Raw genomic sequence first — 18,582 nt, forward strand, 5'->3', positions numbered from 1 at the left:
CACCATGATCAGCGCGCCGAGAACGGCCGAGCCGGCAAGCTGCGGCAGCGCCCGATGAAAGCCCGCCATCCGCGCCATGTGCGGGGCCATCAGCCCGACGAAGGAGAGCGGGCCGACGATCAGCGTGGCGGCGCCGGTCAGGATCGCCGTCGCGACCAGGATCGCCAGCCGGCTGCGGGCGAGATCCACGCCCAGCTCCCGCGCCGCCGTCTCCCCGAGCGGCAGAATATCGAGCCAGCGCGCCGCGAGCGGCATGACCGCGATCAGGATCAAGGCCACGACGCATCCGCTGAGGGCATCGCGTAGGGTGACGGCATAGGTCGAGCCGGCCATCCAGGCGAGCAGCGACCCCATCCTGGGATCGCCGCTCACCATGAAGAGGGCCAGCAGCGCGCCGACGCCGGTGCCGAGCGCAACGCCGGTCAGCACCATGCGTTCCGGCGAATAGGCCGACCGCCTGGCGAGCGTGAGCATCAGCGTCAGGGTCGCGAAGGCGCCGCCGCTCGCTGCCAGGATCTTCAAGCCGTGACCGGGTGCGACGCCGGACAGGAACAGCAGGATGACGCCGAGGCAGGCGCCGGAACTGATGCCGAGGATCTCAGGGCTCGCCATCGCATTGCCCGTCATGCGCTGCATCAGGGTGCCGGCCATCGCCAGCATCGCCCCGGCCGCCAGCGCCGCCATGACGCGCGGCCCGCGCCATTCGAGCAGCGGCTGCAGGCCGGAATAGCCGCTCCAATGCCAGCCGGCCGCGTTCTGCCCGAAGGCGAGAGCCATCCATACGGCCAAGGCGAGAATGACCATGCCGATCCCGGCCAGCAGCCACGGGCGAACCTGTCGCTTCGACGTGTCAGCAAGCCGGGCAGCGAGAACAGGTGGTGCTGAGCGCAGCCTCGGCAGCATCCACAGCAGCAGCAAACCGCCGAGAACAGCGGTGACAATGCCGGTGGGCAGTTCCCGCGGCGTGAAGGGATTGATCTGGGTGAGCTGGTCGGCGAGCCAGAGCAGCACCCCGCCCATCAGCGGCGCGGCGACGAGTCGACCCCGAAAGGTGCGCGCACCGGCAAGTCTGACCAGCGCCGGGGCGGCGATACCGATGAAGCCGATGACGCCCACAGCGCTGACGACGAATGCCGCGAGCGCCACCGCCAGCAGGAGGCCCATCGACTGAATGCCGGCAACGGCCAAGCCGAGCGCTCGGGCACCTTCCTCCTCCAGCGACAGCAGGCTCAGGGGACGCACCAGAACCGCGGCAACGACAAGGATCGCGGCGAAGCGCGGCAGCAGGTAGACGACGGACGACCAGTCGTTCTGGACAAGCGAGCCCGAGCCCCAGATGAAGACGCTGCGCAGGGTTTCATGGTGGAACAGGGCCAGCACGGAGGTGACGACGCCGCAGAACAGGCTGACGATGAGGCCGGCGAGGATGAAGCGCAACGGCGATGGGCCGCCGCGCCATGCCAGCACACCGGCGACGAGCAGCGCGGCGGCGGCTCCCGCGAGCGCGACGGCCTCCGGAGCGTCGAGGGCGAGCGCCGGCAACCACAGCGTTGCCAGCGACAGCGCCAGATAGGCGCCGGCGGAGACGCCGAGCGTCGATGCCTCCGCCAGCGGGTTGCGCAGCACCTGCTGGAAGATCGTGCCGGACAAAGCCAGAGCCGCACCGGCCAGGACGCTGATCGTCATGCGCGGCAGGATCGTGTAGTGGACGATCATCGCCTGGAGGTCATCGCTACCCGAGAGCCACAGGGCCTCAAGCCACCGATCGGGCGGCAGCTCGCGCGCCAGCGATCGATAGCTGAGCGCGAGCGCCAGTATCGCCGCTGCGGACATGACGATCGCTGCGGGGTTGCGCTTTCGGCCGGACGACCTTTGCAGCTGGGCGGCGATCGTCATGTCAGCTCGCTTTCAGCGCCGCTGCGAGGGCGCGCGCCAGCCGCTCGACCGAGGGCAGGCCGCCCCACATCCAGATCTGCTCGGGCACGACCACCAGCCGGTTATGGCGCACAGCCGGGAGCGCGTTCCAGAACGGGTTGTCCCTAGTTCTTTGCGGCACCGGACCGAAATGGACGATCGTCACGCTTTCCATCGCGGCGATATCCTTGAGCGCGAACGGAACGAAACCCCAGCCGTCTCCCTGTTCACGGATGGCGTTGCGCAGACCCATCGCACGCAGCGTGGCGTCGAACAGGCTGCCCCGGCCATCCGCCCACATCTGCCGCGGGGTCGGCGACGTTAGCGCCAAAAGCGGACGATCGCGGAACGGCGCGACCTCCTCGCGCAACGCTGCGAGCGTGGATTGCACGCGGTCCGTGTAGGCGGCGGCAGTCCTGCTGATGCCCAGCAGGTCCCCGATCCTGGCTGTCACGACCCGCGCATTGTCGACCGGATCGGTCCCCGGCTGGAAGATCGGCAGCGCGACGACCGGCGCGATCCGCTGGAGGGCCGAGGGCTGCACGCTCCATTCCGGAGAATGCAGGATGAAGCGCGGCCGCGCTTCGGCAAGCAGCTCCAGGTTCGGCTCCGCCGTGGTTCCGATATCGATCACCGTGGGCGGCAGCGCCGGCTCGACGACTTTGGCGGCATAGTCCCTCGCCGCTGTGGCACCGAAGCGCTCCGCACCGAGCGCGATGAGGCTCTGCGTGAGCGCATGGTTGAGGGATGCGACGGGGAACTGCTCGCCATGACCGTCCAGCGGATTGCCGAAGCCAGCCGAGGCGGCGGGAACTACCGCCGCCGACAGCGTGAGCCTGAGCAGATGTCGTCGGTTCAAGGAGCGGACAATGGCCGGCACGGCTCACCACCGATAGGTCAATCTTGCGGTCACTTCGCGACCCGCTCCGTAGACGCAAAACCCATTGTAGGAACAGGAGGAGACGTAGCGTTTATCGAACAGATTCGATGCGTTCACGCTGAGCCTGAGGCCATCCAGTTTCGCGTCCAGAGAACCGAACTCATAGTGAACAGCTGCGTCGACAAGCGTAAAAGACGGCACCTCGAACGTATTGCCGCTGTCGCCGTATGTTTTACCGACGTAGCGCACGCCGCCGCCGATGCCAAAACCGTCGAGTGTTCCGTTCATGAATTTGTAGTCGGCCCACATTGAAGCGGTGTGCTTTGGGGTGCCCCATGGGATATTGCCGATGTCATTGTTCTCGCTCTTCGTAATCTCCGAGTGATTGTAGGTATATCCACCGACCAAGCTCAGATTATCCAGGACCTTCGCCACGGCGGAAACTTCAATGCCGCGAGAACGGATTTCGCCTGTCTGTGTATTGAAACCACCCGGAACGCCGGGTCGAGTGTCGCGGGTTAGTCTGTTCTGTTGCGTGATCTCATAGGCAGCTAGAGTGATGAAGCTGTCGAGACCCGGCGGCTGATACTTGATGCCCACCTCATATTGCTGACCGGTCGTCGGCTTGTAGGGCTGCTGGAAATAATCGACCCCGGCGACCGGCTCGAACGACTCGGAATAGCTTGCATAGGGCGCGATGCCATTGTCGAAATTATAGATCGCGCCGGTGCGCCACGTGAACGCATCGTCATCCTTATCACCCGTAATAGCTCCCGTCAGGGCGTTTCGCGTTTTGGAAGTCGCCCAATCCTGGCGTCCACCAATCAGGAAATTGAGACGGCCGAACTCGATCTGATCCTGGGCATAGATCCCCAGCTGGCTCTGATGCTGCTTTGAAAGCGATACCGAGGTTGGATTGAATGCTACTCCTGCATAGACCGGATTGAAAAGGTCGATGGGCGGGGCACCATAGTCAGATTTGATGGAGCTTTTTAGATCTCGATACTGATAGTCGAATCCCGCAATCAGTTTATGCCGAAGCGGTCCGGTATCGAAGTCGAACTGAAGGCGATTATCGGTCGCGAACACGTTTGAATCGAATTGCTGGTTTGTGGCCCACCGGCAAACGACTCGGTAATCGGGCGGACCGGGTACGCAGAGCGGTTCAATAAGGCGGTTGTTGAACTCGTATTTTCCGTAACTCGATGAGCTCCTCAGCATCACACTCTCAGAAAAGCGATGCTCGAAATTGTAGCCTATCCGAGCTGTTGTACTGTCCGTGCGGTTGAAATCGGGTTCTCCGACAAAGCGACTGCGGGGAATACGGCCATTCGGATTTGGCAACACCGTTCCGGCCGCCGGCAGTGGATAGTAGTTGACGATCTTTGGGTCGTGTTGATAGACGCCGTAGAGTGTAAGGTTTGTATCCTTGTCGGGTTTCCATGTGAACGCGGGAGCGATCGCAATCCGCTGCCCCTTCGCAAAATCGACATGGGTGTTCCGATCGTATGCAACCCCTGTCAGCCGATAAAGGAAACGGCCTTCGTCATCAATCGGCCCGCCGAAATCGAAGCCGAACTGCGCCTGACCGGGATATCCACCGAGCATCTGAATTTCGCGCACTGGGGTCTCCGTCGGCAACTTGCTGACAATATTGACCACGCCACCCGGACTTGCCTGGCCGTAAAGGACGGACGCAGGCCCTTTAATGACCTCGATTCCCTCAAGCAGGTATGGATCCAGCGAAGACGCGTATTGTTGCTTGAGGCCATTTAAGTAGTAAGCGCCCGATTCTAAAATGAAGCCTCGTAACATTACTGATGCTCTTGGCGTTGTTTCCGCTCCATAAAGCTCGCTACGAACGCCGGGGGTAAAACGCAAGGCCGCCCCGATGCTCTGCGCTCCCTGCGCCTCGATCTGCTCACGTTTCACGACATTAACGGTTTGCGGTGTCCTGATCAGGTCGGTGTCGGTCTTGGTTCCCGCCGTGCTTCGCGTCGCTACATAGCCCTCGCCGCCGAAGACACTGCCACTCTGCCCCTCGACCGTGATGGTATCCAGCACCAGCGAGCCGTCATCGACACCCACGCCCACGTTTGCGCCCGCAGAACTGGTGATGGTCACGGTGTTGCCACTGACGCGATAGACGAGCCCCGAACCAGCGAGCAACTGTCCAAGCGCCTCGCTGCGGGTCAGCGATCCACGGACAGCCGGAGCGTTCTTTCCGCGCACGAGGTTTGCGTCGAAGAAGAGTTGGGCGCCCGTCGCATTGGAGAATTGCACGAGAGCCCTGGAGAGCGGCTGGGCGGGTATATCGAGCGACGTGCGGCTTGCCTGGCCGGTGGCTGCGGTCTGGGCATCTGCTGAAACCGGGTATGCGACGCCAATTGTGACGATTGCGGTCGTCATCATAAGGGACAGCACCAACTGCACTTTCCGGGGCGACCTTTTTGCAGCCGGGATTCCTGTGATGCTTCTTGCGGTTCTTGTTGTTTCCTCGGCCTGCATTCGCCCGGTCCCCATGCCTGACAAGCCCGCGAAAGAGCGGGCAAGGTTGCGTTCATGAGAGCGTGCTTCAACAGGCCCTCATAATGTTAGACACCTGAGCGAGCCCAACTAATGATCGGCCGAGCGATTTTTTTCAGAAAGTTGGCCTGAATCTATCGACGGTAGACGACGGCGACGATTCCATCCGGATTCAGCACACGGATCGGCAGGATGTCGGCGATGGTCCTCAGTGCGGCCTCGGCCTGTCGCGTTTCGAAGATCGCCGTCACCGGCATGTTGCCGATGCTGTCATCCATCAGGATGATCCTGCCGTGCCGGTAGCGCTCCAGTTCCCGCAGGACAGTCCGCAGCGGCACATCCTCGAAGACGATCCTGTCCTTCCGCCATGCCTGCGCGGTGCCGACGTCGGCCTGACGCGCCGGCTCGATGCCATCGGGCGTGTAGCTGACCTGCCAGCCCGCGCCGATCTCTACCGGATCGAAGGCAGGAAGCCGGACCGAAACGGCGTGTTCCACGACCGTGACCGTCACGGCGTCGCCATCGAGCTTGACGTCGAACTGCGTGCCAAGCGCCCGTGTGGCTCCCGCGCCCGCCTCGACGACGAAAGGCCGGGAGAAGTCCGGAGCGACAATGAAGAAGCCTTGGCCCCTCTGGAGCGTTACGCGCCTTTCCTGTTCGGAGAAATCGACCGAAAGCGCCGAATAGCTGCCGAGTTCCGCCGTGCTCCCGTCTGGCAGCAAGAAGGTGCGCCGTTCGCCGACGCCGGTGGTGTAGTCCGCAAAGAGACCCGGCCGGGTCAACAGGTACGCGCCCGGCGCAACGATGGCGACCGCCAGCGCGCCGAGAAGGACATCCCGGCGACCAATCCGTCCAGACTTGCGCAGACGTTCAAATTCCGGCTTGACGATGTCGAAGCGATCCCAGAGCGCCTGCGCCCGCTCATAGGCCGCGGCGTGGGCCGGATCGGCCGCGATCCATTCGGCACAGGCACGCCGATCCTCGGGAGTGGCTTTCTCGTCCTTGATCCGGACGAACCATTCCAGCGCCTCCATATAGATCGGGTCGGTCTCGTATTCTTTCATATGGTTCCGGTCGCGCCTCACGGCCCGCTCGCCATCGCTTCTCAGGCGACAACGATTCGGACTCCCCCCCTATCCATTAAGACACTTTGGAAGCAGCAGCTAATGACAGGACCGCGGAATTTTTTCAGATCTTGCGGTCAAGATCGGCCATCGCGGTCACGATCAGAGAAATGACCGTGTTGCGTGATATGCCCATGCGCGCAGCCACCTCATCGTAGGACAGGCCCTCGATCTTGTTGAAGACGAAGGCCTCCCTGCGACGCCGGGGCAGGGCTGCGACAGCTTCCAGGAGTTGTCGCAGTTCACTACGGTAGAGCACCACCGTTTCAGGAGTGGGGCGCAGATCGGCGATGTCACCAAGTTCGGCGTCGGAGATCTCGATATCCGCGCGACGGCGGGCATCACGCAGATGGTTCAGCGCCAGATTGCGTACGGCCTTGACCACGTAGGCCGAATTCGGTGTCCGGTCATCCAGTTTGTCGAGGATGTTTGCAAAGGCCTGCTGCACCACGTCTTCGGCAGTCGCCGGATTGCCGACTATCCTGCGCACGAACGAACGAAGGCGACCGTGTTCGGTTTCATAAAGCTTCGTTATGTTCAGGACGCGGGCAGTCATAGACGCAGTGCACCTTGATCGGTCTGACAGGCGCGGCCAACAATGGCCGAAAACTATCCTATCGCTTACCACCGCAAATTTCTCGTGCAATCACAATGATTTATACTCATTCTAAGATTGTGATAGGCACCTGTTTGTTGTTGCTATGCTTCGTTCACGAAACTCATTGATTTCGCTGCCGAGAATCATCGGCGTGCGCACGACGTTCCATCAGGGACAAAATACGTTTTTCGCGAAGTGTTGCGATGTCGCAACACTTCGTTCTCTGATCTCCATCGAGCAGCAAGCAGAGAAGCAATTTTTGTGGCGCGAGCGGAAGCGGGCTGGGATGGATCATGGGGCATCAAACTTGCCCACTCCCATGTCTTCCGGAACTTCCTGTCTGAGTCTCGGCCCTTTTGCGAGCCGTTTGCCGAGCGCGTCGAGGAATTTGTCATAGCGCTCGCCGCCCCTGGCGCGGGCGGCAACCTGTGCGGATTCCGGCAGGGATGCCGTCGAGGTCAGCCAGGCGCGGATGAAAATGGCGAAGGCTTCGTTGGCGATGCCGATGTCGCGTTCGAGCCTCTGGATGTTCCGGTCGATGCGATCGAGGCGCCTGGCAATGGCCGCTTCCTGGCGCTCGTCGGCATCAGGCGAGAGGAAAGAGGCAATGGCCGCCTCGGCAACGATTGAACGGGAATGCTCTCGCCGGTCGGCGAAATCGGCCAGCAGGCGCATCAGCTCGGGATCGAGATAGACGGAGAGACGCTTCTTCTTGTCGGGCCTTTCCCGGCTGTCGCGTGATCGGACCATCGTTCACAGCTCCATGCCGTCACCAGGATCGAGCGAGATCCGGCGCGCCATTTGCCGCATGTTGCGGACAAGCGCGCGGTTGTTCGAGGATTTCTGTTCCGGCTCGTCGCTGTCCGGGTCGAACTCGTTGACGGGCTGCGTCTCCTTCTCCGGCGCGATATCCTTGTGGGGTTCGAGGCCGGGTTCGCGGCGCAGGCCGGCATTGGCGGGATCGTCATCCTGTTTTGCTGCAGCGCTATTCGGTTGCGCGGCTGCCGCCGAGGCGGATACGGCGGCAGACGGAAGGCCGTTGACGGCCGCAACAGGCGACGTGAGGGGCTTCAGCGCTGACCAGTCGTCCGGCTTCGGCAGGAAGCCGGCGTTAGGGTTTTCCGGCACGGGCAGCAGGCGTTCCCTGAACTGGGCGTCCTCGAAGTACCGCGCCTTCTTCGCCCGGATCGGCGGGATGCCGGCGACCATGACGATCTCGTCGTCGGGCGGGAGTTGCATCACTTCGCCCGGTGTCAGTAGCGGCCGCGCGGTTTCGGAGCGCGAAACCATGAGATGCGACAACCACGGAGCCAGTCTGTGCCCCGCGTAATTCTGCATGGCGCGCATCTCGGTCGCGGTGCCCAGCGAGTCCGAGACGCGCTTGGCGGTTCGCTCGTCATTGGTCGCGAAGCTGACGCGAACATGGCAATTGTCGAGAACGCTGTTGTTGCTCCCATATGCTTTTTCGATCTGGTTCAGCGACTGCGCGATCAAAAACGCCTTGATGCCGTAGCCGGCCATGAAGGCGAGCGCGGACTCGAAGTAATCCAGCCGACCGAGCGCCGGGAACTCGTCGAGCATCATCAGTACGCGATGGCGGCGGTCTTTCGCGTGCAGATCCTCGGTCAGCCTGCGGCCGATCTGGTTGAGCACCAGGCGCACGAGCGGCTTGGTGCGGGAGATGTCCGAGGGCGGCACGACGAGATAGAGCGTGGTGGGCTTTTCCTCCGCCACGATGTCGGCGATGCGCCAGTCGCAGCGGGCGGTGACGGCGGCCACGACGGGATCGCGATAAAGGCCGAGGAAGGACATGGCGGTGCTCAGGACACCCGACCTTTCATTATCGGATTTGTTCAGCAGCTCGCGGGCGGCGCTGGCGATGACCGGATGCGGTCCTTTCTCCCCAAGGTGCGGTGTGGTCATCATGGCGGAGAGCGTCGTTTCGATCGGCCGGCGCGGATCGGACAGGAAGGCGGCGACGCCGGCCAGCGTCTTGTCCGGCTCCGCATAGAGAACATGAAGGATCGCGCCGACCAGCAACGAATGGGACGTCTTTTCCCAATGGTTCCGCTTCTCGAGCGAACCTTCGGGATCGACCAGCACGTCGGCGACGTTCTGAACGTCGCGGACTTCCCATTCGCCGCGCCGCACTTCGAGCAGCGGGTTGTAGGCGGCCGACTTCGCGTTGGTCGGATCGAACAGAAGGACGCGGCCGAAACGCGCGCGCAGGCCGGCGGTCAGCTCCCAGTTCTCGCCCTTGATGTCGTGGACAATGGCGGATCCCGGCCAGGTAAGCAGCGTCGGCACCACCAGTCCGACGCCTTTGCCGGACCGTGTCGGCGCGAAGCACAGGACATGCTCGGCGCCGTCATGACGGAGATAGTCGCGGTCGAGCCTGCCGAGCACCACGCCGTCGTCACCGAGCAGGCCGGCGGTCGCGATTTCGTCGCGCTCCGCCCATCTCGCGGAGCCGAAGGTGCGGACGTCCTTGGCCTCGCGCGCCCGGTAGATCGACATGAGGGTGGCGACCACGATGGCGAGAAGCCCGCCGGATGCGGCGATGGCGCCGCCTTCCATGAAGATCGTCGGCGCATAGGCGTCGTAGAAATACCACCACCAGAAGACAGCGGGCGGATAGTAGACTGGCCATCCGGCAACCTCGAACCAGGGCTGACCGAGCTGCACCTGGAAGCCGAGCCGCCACGCGGTCCACTGCGTCGCCGCCCAGACCGCGACGAACACGATCGAGAAGACGACGACGATCTGGAGCCAGAGGACGCGGGTGGCGGACAAGGCGCGCAAAACCTCCATCGCTGGTTGCCGGAACAGCGAAGAAGGGTATGCGCGAGGCGGCCTTCAATGGCGCGCAGCCCGCGCGGCGTAGAGGGGCGTAGAGATCGCGGAAAATACATGAGCCTTGCGGCATTCATGCGAGGCCGCCGCCCTGGTCGAAGGAAGGGCTCAGCCTTCGGGCAGTTGCTTGAGGGGATTGGCAACGCTCACGCCGAGCGGAGCGAAATGGCGCTCATTGGCCGTCAGAACCGTCAGGCCATGCGTAACTGCCGTCGCGGCGATAGCGATGTCCTCGAAGCCAGGATCGTATGCTCGTGCCCGATCCATGATCGCTCCGGCCTCCCGCGCTTCCTCGACGCCGAACACAAGGATGCGCCCGGCATAGAAGTGCTCGACCGCCGCAAGCCAGCGCCGCAGCCGCTGCGCCTTGGTGGTCGCGCCGATCCTGACGGCGCGGGCAATGCCCGCCTCGATCTCAGCGATGGTGATGGCCGACAGGAAAAGCCGGTTGCCACTCGCCCGCACCCACGCCGCGAACGCCTCGACGCCGACCTGCTGCTTCGTCGGCGCGTCGGCAGAGACGATGTTGGTGTCGAGCAGGTACATGGGCTCAGAAGTCGGCATCACGCAGGGCGCGGACCGGCTTGCGTGACCGCTCGGGAATGTCGCCCGGCTCGCCCGGGAAGGCCAGCAGCAGATCGGCGAAACTCGGCACCTTGGAGACGCGCTCCCACTCATCGAACGAGATGAGCACGGCTTCCTTGCGGCCATGCCGGGTGATCACGGTCGGCTCGCCCGCCACGGCCCGGTCGACCACAGCCGAAAGCGTCGCCTTCGCGTCCTTGAGCTGGATTTCCTTCATCGCGATACTCCTAATATGACCACTGATAGTCATATATAGCGTGAGGGAGGTGAGAGCAAGAAGCGGGTCGCTTCGGCGAGATTGGCATAATATGCCATGCATGCTATGGTCGGCATCGGAATCGAACTGCGAGGTCCCCGCCATGCCGACGCGCAATGTCGTCCTGACCGATCATCATGAAGAGGTCATCGACCGGCTGGTGAAGTCCGGCCGCTACCAGAACGCCAGCGAGGTTCTGCGCGAGGGCCTGCGCATGATCGAGCAGCGGGAAGAGCGGGAGGCCGCGAAGCTGAAGGCGCTGCGCGAAGCGGCCAATGTCGGCTTCACCGATCTGGACGAAGGCCGGTATGTCGACTTCGCCTCGATCGACGAGCTTGAGGACCACCTGACACGCGCCACCGACGAGGCATTGGCGTCGAGGGCGCGCTGATCCGAATGGCCGCAAAGCGATGGAGAGTCCGGCTTAGCGCGGCGGCCGAGGAGGACGTGCTGAACATCGTGCTCTGGACGGCCGAGCATTTCGGCGCCGAACAGGCGCGCCGCTACAGGGCGACGATCTTCGCAGCACTGCGCGATCTCGGTGACGGCCCGGACGCAACGGGGACACGTGACCGCGCCGAACTCGGCCGGAATCTGCGCTCCCTGCACGTCGCACGGCGTGGGCGGCGCGGTCGTCACATCATCCTGTTCGCCGCCGTCGACGATGTTCGTATCGAGATCGTCCGCATTCTTCACGACAGCATGGACCTCGCGCGGCATCTCCCGGCCGACACCGGCGACGAATAGCTTCCTTACAATCCCAGCCCGCGCTTGCGGCCAAAGGACCAGTCGACGCCGCCATCGGCGCGGGCAACGCCGGAGATGTGCTGGCCGATATGCTTATCGACGGATGGCGTCCACGGCACGAGCTTGAAGCCGAGCCCGTCGTCGATCATGGCATAGCGGCCGGAGGCGAGCGTGAAGCGCTGGCGATAGGTTCCGGCGACATATTCACCGGCGGCGGATTGCTGGAACGGCATGTTCATCTCGGCCGCGAGTTTCTGGCCGAGCGCGTCCAACTCGCGCTGCCGAAGCGTGCCGAGCAGGTTGCGGGCGAAGACGATGCGCTGCCCCTCGCGCTGCGCCAGCCCTTCCTCGATCAGATGCTCGGTCCGCGCCTCGAGCGCCTGCTTCACCTCCAGACCAAAACCGCCGCCGAGGTCGACGGGATCGCGTGCGACAAGCCGACGGTCGAGCCAGGTCGAGCCTTCGGCCGTTGTCTGCGCCTCGACGGAGAGATCGGAGCGGACGGCAAGCGCGACGCGGCGCTGGCCTCTGGAATCCTCGAAGGACCGTAGCTCGACGATGGAGCCGGGAGCGCTATCGCCCGCCGCCTCAATGTCGGGGAGCTTGATATGGTGGGTGCGGCCGTCCATGCCGTCGACGACGGCGTAAGCCGTACCGCGCAGTTCGTCGTCGAGACCGCGATCGACCAGCCGACCGATGACCGGCTGGCTGTGTGTCTCGCCGGACAGGGCATAGTCCGCGGCGCCACGGTCGATGCCTTGCTCGGACAAGGCACGGTGCATGCGCTTGATGATGTCGCCGCGCTCGCCCAGCTCGCGCAGGGTCTTTTCGGCTCCCTCCGCCATGACCCACTGGCCGGGGCCGATCTGTTCGGCGAGGCCGAGCCGTTCGAGGTGGCGCAGCCGGCCGACCTTCTGGGTGAGATACTCGTCGGGCTGGCGATCTGGTGAAGGGGCAACGTCGATGACGCCGTGCTCGTTGGCGTCGCGAACAAGCTGCCGGTCGAGCTGCGTCCAGCGTTCGGTTTCGATCTGCCGCTCCAGCGAGCGGCTGATGTCGAGATCATTGCGCGGACCAAGCTCCTGCGTGACGAGATCCTGCGCGCGGTCGCGCATCCCGCTCTTGATGTAGTCGCGGTCGATGACGAGATCGCGGCCGTCGTCGCAGAAGCCGCGCACGATGATGTGGATGTGCGGGTTGTCGGTGTTCCAGTGATCCACCGCGACCCAGTCGAGTTTCGTGCCAAGATCCTTTTCCGCCTGCGCCATCAGCTCTCGGGTGAAACGCTTCAGGTCTTCCATATCGCTCGCGTCCTCCGGCGAGACGATGAAGCGGAAGTGATGGCGGTCGTCCTTGCCGCACTCGGTGAACTCCTTCGCGTCGGCGTCGTCGGTCTCCGGCCCGAACATTTTTGCCCGCTCGCCGTCACGGGTGACGCCCTCGCGGCGCAGATAGTCGAGATGCCGAGCGAGCGGACCGTGCTCGCCCCTGTTGCGCACGACCAGCGCCTTGACGGTGCAGAAGCGCGTGCGGCTGGTGATGATGCGATTGGCGCGGATGCTGGCGACGCGGCCGCGCGCGAAGGCCGGTCCGCGACCATGCCCCGACGTGATCTTGCCGGATCGAGTGACGCGGCCGCCGGCCTTCTGCGCGGCGGCAAGCGCCTGGACGACGAAGGGTCTGGTGCGCTGCGCCTTCGGGGAGCGGATGCGGCCCGGCCGGACGCGGAAGTCGTCGTCCCGGCTCATGGCGAAAAAACCTGCAATGTGCGGCTTCTGCTGAAATCGCTCAACAAAATGAAGGAATGCACGTCGCAAAACAAAGGCGCGATGTGCAGAAAATCTGGAAAATAACAATCAAAACAATCGACCAAAACAGCCGCGAGGTGCGGATTTTTATCTTGCATTGCTTCGGTTGTTGCTTCCGTATAATCGAACAACACCGCACACTTTACTGCAACGCGCGCTTCAATGCGAGAGCCTACGATAATCATCGACCATCTCCTTCCGCATCCGGTCGGCGCACGAACAGCCCATCGGATGGCGGCGCGAGTGCCGAGAAATCGGCGATGGGCGGCGCATTGGAACGTCGTCCGGAAGGAAGATCGTGGTCCGCCGGATCGGCCCCGTTCTGGACAGTCAAGCGTCCGGCGAAGAGCGGCGCGCGTGTCCATGACGGCGGCGGCGAAGAGCGCGCGGTGCGCATGACGGGAGCCGTACCGTCGATCACGGCCAAGATATTCGCGATGTAATCGACGGTCTCCGGTGAAAGCGCCCGGCCGGTTGCAAGATGCGCGTCGTAGCGTGCCGGACCGGCATTGTAGGCGGCGAGCATGCCGCCGATCGTCCCGTAGCGATCGTGCATCTCGTGCAGATAGGCGGCGCCGGCCAGGATATTTTCGTGCGGGTCGATTGGGTTGTCGGCGAGGCTGTAGCGAAGGCGCAGTTCGCGCCATGTCGAGGGCATGATCTGCATCAGACCCATCGCGCCTTTCGGCGAAACCGCGAGAGGGTCGCCGCTACTTTCGACAGCCATCACGGCGCGTATCCATCGCTCGGGAATGCCGAAACGCCGCGACGCTTCGATGATGTGGGCAGCATAGGGATCGGCGGCGGCCAAGCGTGCAACCGGCTCTGATTCCGCGACCGCGATGGTTGATCCGGCGCAGACGGCGAGTGCTGAGGCCAGCAGCAGAACGGCACAACGCGATGCCGCCCTGCCTCCGCGACGACGCCAGCCTGCCAGCGTGCTCGCTTCGGTCAAGGGCAAGGTGCAAGCGCCGGCCGATGGCCGCCCCTGACCTGCGCTGCGCGCGCCGGCCGTCCGGTCGCCGAGCGGGACATGGCGTAATCGCTGGGCGCCCGAACTGATAGGATTTGCGCTCCAGGTTACTTTCAAAGGAGCGATGAAATGCAATATTACGCTGAATATGTCGGCCTTGATGTGTCGCTTGAAGAAACTAAAGCCTGCGTTGTTGACGAAGCCGGAAAGGTTATCTGGCGCGGCAAGTGTGACTCGACGCCCGAGAAAATTGAGCAGCTTGTCCGCAAGCATGCGCCCAACGCCGTAAGGATCGGTTTCGAAACGGGTATCCTTTCGGTATGGCACTTCCACGAATTGAAGAAGCGCGGACTTCCGGTCATCTGCATTGATGCCCGCCATGCGAAGGCGGCGCTTTCGGTTCAGATCAACAAGACCGACGCAAACGATGCGCTCGGAATTGCCCAGATCGTGCGCGTCGGCTGGTATCGTGAGGTGCTGGTCAAGAGCATGGACACCTACGCCGTCCGTTCGATGATTATCGCCAGGTCGCAGCTCGTGAACACCGGCACGAATATCAAGAACACGGTGCGCGGACTGCTCAAGACGTTTGGTATCCTGCTGCCGAAGGGCAGCCCACGGCGCTATGTCATGACCGTCCGGCAGGCCATTGACGGCAATCCGATCCTGCTGACGATCATGGAACCGATGCTCATCGCACTGGCTACGATAAACGAGCAGATCGAGGTCTTCGATGCCGCGCTGCGGAGAAAGGCCAGAGCAGATACAGTTGCGCAGCGGCTCATGACCGCGCCAGGTGTCGGCGTGATTGTTGCCCTCTCGTTCATCCATACGATCGAAGACCCGGCGCGCTTCGGACGTTCCCGAACCGTTGGCGCTTATCTCGGCCTCACGCCGAAGCGAGACCAATCCGGAGAGAGAGATGTGATCGGTAAAATCTCGCGAGCCGGCGACCGAACGATGCGCGGCCTGCTCTATGAGGCGGCGGGCGTGCTGCTGCACAGGTGCAGCCGTCCATGCGCGCTCAAGGAATGGGGCCAAGGCTTGAAAGAGCGGTTGGGCAACAAGTGGGCGACCGTCGCTGTGGCACGGAAACTGGCGGTGATCCTGCATCGGATGTGGCGTGACGGCACCGCATTCCAATGGCAGGAGCCGCGTTTGCTCGCCGCCTGAAACTGAACGAGACAATCGGAATCCGCTGCTCTTGGCAGCGGTAGGATGTCCCTGCCGGGACGAGCGCCGGCGACCGCGAAATCCTTTCTGCTGCTGCACCCTTGCAGACTGCGTGCGGGACATGGCGGCGTCGACGTCCTGACGCAATAGTGCGGCCGTCATGACGTGCGGACTGCGAAGAGAACGATGGACCCGGCAGAGATTGACGACCGTGCCGTTGACCGGATGCCGGTGAAGAACAACTTCCACCGAGATCATCCCTGAAGGATGTGCGAACCTCCCGACGACCTCAAGCCTGGCGCTGCGCGCCACCGCCTCCGGCGGCTTCGGGCTTGACCTCGCCGTGCCGTTCGCACCTTGGGCCGGGAAGACTTCGACGGATTGGACTGCTGACTTCATCAGCGTCCATTTGAGGAAAGAAAGGACTTGCATGATGAACCGCGATTAGAGAACGGAAGGGTGAGACGGCTTTCCCGCGAACAAAAGGGTGATCGGGAAAGACATCGGTCAGTCCCGGTCTTCGCGCGGCCGCAGGCGTTTCCACGCCAGCCGGAAAGTGCGCCCCTCGTCGTCGGCCTGGAACAGCGCCGGACGGAACAGCGCGGGAAACAGCGGGCTGTCAATCTCCAGCGCGATGTAGTCACCGGCGCGATCGCCGACACGTTTCCAGGCTCCGCCGATGTCGGGGCCGTCCTCGTCGTCGAGGTGGATGCGCCACGCCGGAGCATTCTCGGTGTTGCCCGGCTCGATCGCGACGAGTACGATCGCCTCGTCGATGCCGAACAGCCGGACTCGGCCAGAATAGCCGTTGGCGGTGGTTTCAAAAAGCAGATTGGGCATGGTCGGTTTCCTTGCGGTTGAACGTGAAATTCAGCGTGTCGGCGCGCGCCATTCGTAGCGGCCGGCGCCGTCCTCGTCGGTCCAGAGCGGGATCGCCCGGCCGACGACGGTCGAGAGGGGAAGCGGCCCGATATAGCGGCTGTCGAAGCTGTCGGGACTGTCCCAGTTCATGAAGAAGGCATCGCCGGCAGCGAGCGTGCGGCAACCCTGCCAGACCGGCAGCGGGCGCCCGCGCGTGTCCTGCTCACGGGCTTCTCCGTAGGTCATGCTGTAGGCGACGATGGCGCTGCCGGAGCGGCAGACCTCGGTTCCGCCGAGCGCCAGCACGCGCTTGATGAGCGGGACGCCACGCGGCAGGTAGCCGCGTTTGTCGAGGAAGTCTGCCAGCGCGTCGGGAGGCATCACCGCTGCAAGGTCGGTGACGTCCACATGGTTGCCGGGAACGATCCGGTAGAGCCCTATCGGCACGCTGGCCGAGGCATTCCAGATGAACCGGATGTCGGGCCGGGCTAAAACCGGCAGGACGATCAGCGCCGTTCCCGCGAGCATGGAGATGATCGTCAGGCGGCGTGCATTCATCGCTGCACCCTGCGACGGAGTAGCCAGGCGCGATGCTGTTCGGCCGTATAGGCGCGGAACGGCTCGTTGACGCTGAGGCGGTGATGAATGTGCCGCCAGTGGTCGGGGCAGACGTCGGCAGGATCGATGCCGAGAGTCTCGATGGCGTCGATCGCCCGCAACACCGTCTCGACCTTCGGCCAGCCGGTGATGCGAAGGAGGATTTCCCCGCCGGGTCGGACGAAGGGCAGCGTCTGATAGGGCTCGCCGGTCGCGACAGCGCGCACGATGTCGATGCGCGAGATGATCGTGCCGTGCTCGTTGCCGGCCCATCGGACGAAGGCGAAGACCTTGCCCGGCACAAACCCGACGATGCGGCGATGGCGGTCGAGCCGCTGTTCGCCGGCTGTCCGGCCGAAGCGAAGCCAGTGCTCGATCCGCTTCTCGCGCCATGTCAGCTCGACAAGCGTGGTCGCGGATGCGATGGCCTCAAGGTGCTCGCCCGTCCTCATGACCGCGCCCCCCATGCAGGAGGCATGGAGGCATATGGACGGACTGCCGGATCGGCGTCGCAGGCTGCGATGAAGGGAAAAGCAGTCGCAGCTTTAAGGGGAAGATCGGACCCCGGTCGTCCGGCTTCTTCACATTCCGAGGCGCGGGAACGTCCACAAATCCGCGCCTCGTAGGGGTGCGTTAGGAAGCATCCGAAGGATGCTATGTTAGGTATATAGTTAGAAAGGGTCGGATTCCGCAAATGAAACCAGAAGGTTACAAGGGGCGAAGTCCCGGCTGGCACGGGAATCCCGGTCCCGGCTGGCACGGGAATGGCTGTCCCTGATGTCACGGTCGTTTCCACAGCTTGCTCACAGTCCGGCCATGCGCCGGCGCGGCCTGCGGGCCGTGGGCGGTTCGGTCGGGTTCGGTTGAAAGGTCAGGCGGGCGCGGCCATCGGGGTCGGTGGACAGCGCGAGCTGATAGCCGGGCAGCGGCTGGCGTCGGACGATGGCGCGCAGGTCGTAGGCGAAGTGCTTGAGTGGCGAGAGGCTGCCGGACTTCAGATGCAGATGTTCGAGATCGAAGCTCCAGCCCCATTTCTGACGGCCGCCGTGTTTGCGCACGAGACGATAGAGCCAGCGTTCGATGCCGCCCTTCAGACCGAAATACTCCCGGCCGATCGTCAGGATCAGTTGGTCGTTCAGGACACCCGAATAGAACCAGTCCGGCAGGATCAGTTCGATGCCGTGTGGCTGGCCGGCCTCGTCCTGGCGCTCCTTCCATTCGTTGATCCAGGAGAAGCGGTGCCTGCGGCGCTCGGAGGGCTGGCGGATGGAGGTCGCGACGGTCGTGGATTGCAGGCGGTCGAGTGCGGCCTTCAGCCGGGCATAGCTGCGCGAGGAATCGTCACGGCCGATGAAGGTCAGGATTTCGTAAGGGGTGGCGGCCATCAGGCGCGACGTGCGCAACCCCTTGTCGCGCGCATCGACGATCTGCGATGCGGCCCAGATGAGGATGTCGGCGTCCCATATGGTCGCCATGCCATGCTCGGCGGTCGCTTCGACGCGGATCGACACGTCGCCCATGCGGAAGTCGATCGGTGTGACGCGGCGGGATTTGGCGAGGGAGAAGAACGGCCATGACATGAGATCCTGCGCGTCGCGGGGGGCGATCCCGCTGGAGCGCGCCTGGAAAAGCGAGAGCTGCCTGTCGTCTTCGGTGCGGGGCGCTGTCATGGTAGGCCGGTCCGGGA

The 18,582-nt window shown here is 63.5% G+C and carries 19 protein-coding genes; 3 read left to right on the forward strand and 16 right to left on the reverse strand.

What is annotated here, in order from left to right; genetic code table 11:
* From fhuB to ACUSIJ_RS14395, 9 genes are all read right to left on the reverse strand, one after another.
* On the reverse strand, window positions 1-1,896 hold a 1,896-nt coding region (fhuB, locus tag ACUSIJ_RS14355), incomplete at its 3' end, for a Fe(3+)-hydroxamate ABC transporter permease FhuB (RefSeq protein WP_449309090.1).
* Between the two features lies 1 nt (window position 1,897).
* Window positions 1,898-2,794, reverse strand: a complete 897-nt coding sequence (locus tag ACUSIJ_RS14360; RefSeq protein ID WP_449309091.1) for an ABC transporter substrate-binding protein — start codon at window positions 2,792-2,794, stop codon at window positions 1,898-1,900.
* A gap of 3 nt (window positions 2,795-2,797) precedes the next feature.
* Window positions 2,798-5,302 carry a TonB-dependent siderophore receptor gene (locus ACUSIJ_RS14365; protein WP_449309092.1) on the reverse strand — a complete coding sequence of 835 codons (2,505 nt, stop codon included), beginning with the start codon at window positions 5,300-5,302 and terminating at the stop codon, window positions 2,798-2,800.
* Between the two features lie 152 nt (window positions 5,303-5,454).
* Window positions 5,455-6,384: a FecR family protein gene (locus ACUSIJ_RS14370; RefSeq protein WP_449309093.1), complete on the reverse strand. Its 930-nt coding sequence runs from the start codon at window positions 6,382-6,384 to the stop codon at window positions 5,455-5,457.
* A 124-nt stretch (window positions 6,385-6,508) separates the two neighbouring features.
* Window positions 6,509-7,000 carry an RNA polymerase sigma factor gene (locus ACUSIJ_RS14375; protein WP_449309094.1) on the reverse strand — a complete coding sequence of 164 codons (492 nt, stop codon included), beginning with the start codon at window positions 6,998-7,000 and terminating at the stop codon, window positions 6,509-6,511.
* A 333-nt stretch (window positions 7,001-7,333) separates the two neighbouring features.
* Window positions 7,334-7,792: a CopG family transcriptional regulator gene (locus tag ACUSIJ_RS14380; RefSeq protein WP_449309095.1), complete on the reverse strand. Its 459-nt coding sequence runs from the start codon at window positions 7,790-7,792 to the stop codon at window positions 7,334-7,336.
* Between the two features lie 3 nt (window positions 7,793-7,795).
* Entirely contained in the window at window positions 7,796-9,835 is a 2,040-nt protein-coding gene (locus ACUSIJ_RS14385; RefSeq protein ID WP_449309096.1) for a conjugal transfer protein TraG, read from the reverse strand.
* Between the two features lie 168 nt (window positions 9,836-10,003).
* Window positions 10,004-10,441 (reverse strand): PIN domain-containing protein, encoded by a 438-nt coding sequence (locus ACUSIJ_RS14390; protein ID WP_449309261.1) that lies wholly within the window; start codon window positions 10,439-10,441, stop codon window positions 10,004-10,006.
* A 4-nt stretch (window positions 10,442-10,445) separates the two neighbouring features.
* Complete coding sequence (locus tag ACUSIJ_RS14395; RefSeq protein ID WP_449309097.1) at window positions 10,446-10,697, reverse strand: type II toxin-antitoxin system Phd/YefM family antitoxin; 252 nt, start codon at window positions 10,695-10,697, stop codon at window positions 10,446-10,448.
* A gap of 142 nt (window positions 10,698-10,839) precedes the next feature.
* Between ACUSIJ_RS14395 and ACUSIJ_RS14400 the strand changes: the two genes are divergently transcribed.
* Both ACUSIJ_RS14400 and ACUSIJ_RS14405 read left to right on the forward strand, forming a co-directional pair.
* Window positions 10,840-11,127: a type II toxin-antitoxin system ParD family antitoxin gene (locus tag ACUSIJ_RS14400; protein WP_449309098.1), complete on the forward strand. Its 288-nt coding sequence runs from the start codon at window positions 10,840-10,842 to the stop codon at window positions 11,125-11,127.
* 5 nt (window positions 11,128-11,132) lie between these two features.
* Window positions 11,133-11,483, forward strand: coding sequence for a type II toxin-antitoxin system RelE/ParE family toxin (locus tag ACUSIJ_RS14405; RefSeq protein WP_449309099.1), 351 nt, complete (start codon window positions 11,133-11,135; stop codon window positions 11,481-11,483).
* 5 nt (window positions 11,484-11,488) lie between these two features.
* On the opposite strand, the gene ACUSIJ_RS14410 is transcribed toward ACUSIJ_RS14405, so the two are convergent.
* The 3 genes from ACUSIJ_RS14410 to ACUSIJ_RS14420 are packed head-to-tail and all read right to left on the reverse strand — an operon-like array spanning window position 11,489 to window position 14,399.
* Window positions 11,489-13,231: a relaxase/mobilization nuclease domain-containing protein gene (locus ACUSIJ_RS14410; RefSeq protein ID WP_449309100.1), complete on the reverse strand. Its 1,743-nt coding sequence runs from the start codon at window positions 13,229-13,231 to the stop codon at window positions 11,489-11,491.
* Window positions 13,228-13,476, reverse strand: coding sequence for a hypothetical protein (locus ACUSIJ_RS14415; protein WP_449309101.1), 249 nt, complete (start codon window positions 13,474-13,476; stop codon window positions 13,228-13,230). Before ACUSIJ_RS14415 ends, ACUSIJ_RS14410 begins: the two co-directional genes overlap by 4 nt.
* Entirely contained in the window at window positions 13,473-14,399 is a 927-nt protein-coding gene (locus tag ACUSIJ_RS14420; protein ID WP_449309262.1) for a lytic transglycosylase domain-containing protein, read from the reverse strand. Before ACUSIJ_RS14420 ends, ACUSIJ_RS14415 begins: the two co-directional genes overlap by 4 nt.
* On the opposite strand from ACUSIJ_RS14420, the gene ACUSIJ_RS14425 reads away from it, so the two are divergent.
* Window positions 14,394-15,437, forward strand: a complete 1,044-nt coding sequence (locus ACUSIJ_RS14425; RefSeq protein ID WP_449309102.1) for an IS110 family transposase — start codon at window positions 14,394-14,396, stop codon at window positions 15,435-15,437. The genes ACUSIJ_RS14420 and ACUSIJ_RS14425 overlap by 6 nt on opposite strands.
* Before the next feature lie 507 nt (window positions 15,438-15,944).
* Here ACUSIJ_RS14425 and ACUSIJ_RS14430 read toward each other — a convergent pair.
* The 4 genes from ACUSIJ_RS14430 to ACUSIJ_RS14445 all read right to left on the reverse strand — a co-directional run bounded on the left by ACUSIJ_RS14430 (window position 15,945) and on the right by ACUSIJ_RS14445 (window position 18,565).
* Complete coding sequence (locus ACUSIJ_RS14430) at window positions 15,945-16,277, reverse strand: DUF736 domain-containing protein (RefSeq protein ID WP_449309103.1); 333 nt, start codon at window positions 16,275-16,277, stop codon at window positions 15,945-15,947.
* Between the two features lie 30 nt (window positions 16,278-16,307).
* Window positions 16,308-16,856 (reverse strand): S26 family signal peptidase, encoded by a 549-nt coding sequence (locus ACUSIJ_RS14435; protein WP_449309104.1) that lies wholly within the window; start codon window positions 16,854-16,856, stop codon window positions 16,308-16,310.
* Window positions 16,853-17,347 (reverse strand): DUF2840 domain-containing protein, encoded by a 495-nt coding sequence (locus ACUSIJ_RS14440; protein WP_449309105.1) that lies wholly within the window; start codon window positions 17,345-17,347, stop codon window positions 16,853-16,855. The genes ACUSIJ_RS14435 and ACUSIJ_RS14440 overlap by 4 nt, the downstream gene beginning before the upstream one ends.
* Window positions 17,348-17,698: 351 nt before the next feature.
* Window positions 17,699-18,565: a replication initiator protein A gene (locus ACUSIJ_RS14445; protein ID WP_449309106.1), complete on the reverse strand. Its 867-nt coding sequence runs from the start codon at window positions 18,563-18,565 to the stop codon at window positions 17,699-17,701.
* Between the last annotated feature and the right edge of the window lie 17 nt (window positions 18,566-18,582).

This window comes from Pseudochelatococcus sp. B33 (genome assembly GCF_053570585.1).

Bases quoted from the DNA above. Each gene is read 5' to 3' on its own strand.
- ACUSIJ_RS14365 (WP_449309092.1), bottom strand. From the start codon at position 5,302: ATGCAGGCCGAGGAAACAACAAGAACCGCAAGAAGCATCACAGGAATC.
- ACUSIJ_RS14370 (WP_449309093.1), bottom strand. From the start codon at position 6,384: ATGAAAGAATACGAGACCGACCCGATCTATATGGAGGCGCTGGAATGG.
- ACUSIJ_RS14375 (WP_449309094.1), bottom strand. From the start codon at position 7,000: ATGACTGCCCGCGTCCTGAACATAACGAAGCTTTATGAAACCGAACAC.
- ACUSIJ_RS14380 (WP_449309095.1), bottom strand. From the start codon at position 7,792: ATGGTCCGATCACGCGACAGCCGGGAAAGGCCCGACAAGAAGAAGCGT.
- ACUSIJ_RS14390 (WP_449309261.1), bottom strand. From the start codon at position 10,441: ATGTACCTGCTCGACACCAACATCGTCTCTGCCGACGCGCCGACGAAG.
- ACUSIJ_RS14395 (WP_449309097.1), bottom strand. From the start codon at position 10,697: ATGAAGGAAATCCAGCTCAAGGACGCGAAGGCGACGCTTTCGGCTGTG.
- ACUSIJ_RS14400 (WP_449309098.1), top strand. From the start codon at position 10,840: ATGCCGACGCGCAATGTCGTCCTGACCGATCATCATGAAGAGGTCATC.
- ACUSIJ_RS14405 (WP_449309099.1), top strand. From the start codon at position 11,133: ATGGCCGCAAAGCGATGGAGAGTCCGGCTTAGCGCGGCGGCCGAGGAG.
- ACUSIJ_RS14410 (WP_449309100.1), bottom strand. From the start codon at position 13,231: ATGAGCCGGGACGACGACTTCCGCGTCCGGCCGGGCCGCATCCGCTCC.
- ACUSIJ_RS14415 (WP_449309101.1), bottom strand. From the start codon at position 13,476: ATGATTATCGTAGGCTCTCGCATTGAAGCGCGCGTTGCAGTAAAGTGT.
- ACUSIJ_RS14425 (WP_449309102.1), top strand. From the start codon at position 14,394: ATGCAATATTACGCTGAATATGTCGGCCTTGATGTGTCGCTTGAAGAA.
- ACUSIJ_RS14430 (WP_449309103.1), bottom strand. From the start codon at position 16,277: ATGCCCAATCTGCTTTTTGAAACCACCGCCAACGGCTATTCTGGCCGA.
- ACUSIJ_RS14435 (WP_449309104.1), bottom strand. From the start codon at position 16,856: ATGAATGCACGCCGCCTGACGATCATCTCCATGCTCGCGGGAACGGCG.
- ACUSIJ_RS14440 (WP_449309105.1), bottom strand. From the start codon at position 17,347: ATGAGGACGGGCGAGCACCTTGAGGCCATCGCATCCGCGACCACGCTT.
- ACUSIJ_RS14445 (WP_449309106.1), bottom strand. From the start codon at position 18,565: ATGACAGCGCCCCGCACCGAAGACGACAGGCAGCTCTCGCTTTTCCAG.